This window comes from Caballeronia choica, from assembly GCF_001544535.1.
Classification (GTDB): domain Bacteria; phylum Pseudomonadota; class Gammaproteobacteria; order Burkholderiales; family Burkholderiaceae; genus Caballeronia; species Caballeronia choica.
The window spans coordinates 1-656 of record NZ_FCON02000585.1 but is presented as its reverse complement, the minus strand read 5'-3'; the positions used below and the strand labels follow the sequence as shown (position 1 = coordinate 656).

1 protein-coding gene is annotated in these 656 nt (G+C 61.6%); it reads right to left on the bottom strand.

Features of this window, described 5'->3' with window-relative positions; all coding sequences use genetic code 11:
- Nucleotides 1-275 precede the first annotated feature (275 nt).
- Nucleotides 276-584 (bottom strand): hypothetical protein, encoded by a 309-nt coding sequence (locus tag AWB68_RS45850; protein ID WP_087650530.1) that lies wholly within the window; start codon nucleotides 582-584, stop codon nucleotides 276-278.
- Nucleotides 585-656: the final 72 nt, after the last annotated feature.

Below are 656 nucleotides of genomic sequence, written 5' to 3'. Positions count from 1 at the left end.
TGGCATGTCCAATGCCTCGATCTGGAAACGACCGTCGCAGAACATGAGATTTTCTCCGACGAGGACGAGTCTGCCCAAAGAGTGGCGGACGGCACCCTCGACGCAGGCCCTTTCGGCACGTGAGTGTGCTGCGTGAGAGATGGCTCCGGCGCCGTGGCTTTCGATGCCAGGCAACGGAGTCGACTGCCGGCTTCCGAAAAAACCATTGCCCTGCCGCCTCTTCCTTCAAATGATTACTTCGCGTGACCGGCATCGTCATGCGCCGGATATCGACTCTATCGGACGGCGGCCGACTCACGCTCGAGCAATCGGATCGCACTGTCGAACGCGCGGTGTACCGCTGCATTCGGATCCGCGTCCGTACAGTGCTCGACGGGTATCAATCCATAGTCGCGCGTGATGAGGTCCAGACGCGCGTCGTAAAGCGCGCGTCCACCCTGGTCATGCAACGCCTCGATTGCGAGATGGCAGCCGGCAATGCGCTTCGCGAACCGCTCCAGCCTTACCAACTCCGCTCCGGCCTCCCCCTCTAGCGCCGCCGAGCCGGCGAACCCGAAGCAGGCAATCTGCATTCCTACCCCCATCTTGGCCTCCGCATCATCGCCCACCAATGTGTTGGTCGCTTTTCGAACTCCGGCACTCATCGGGCCCAAAAC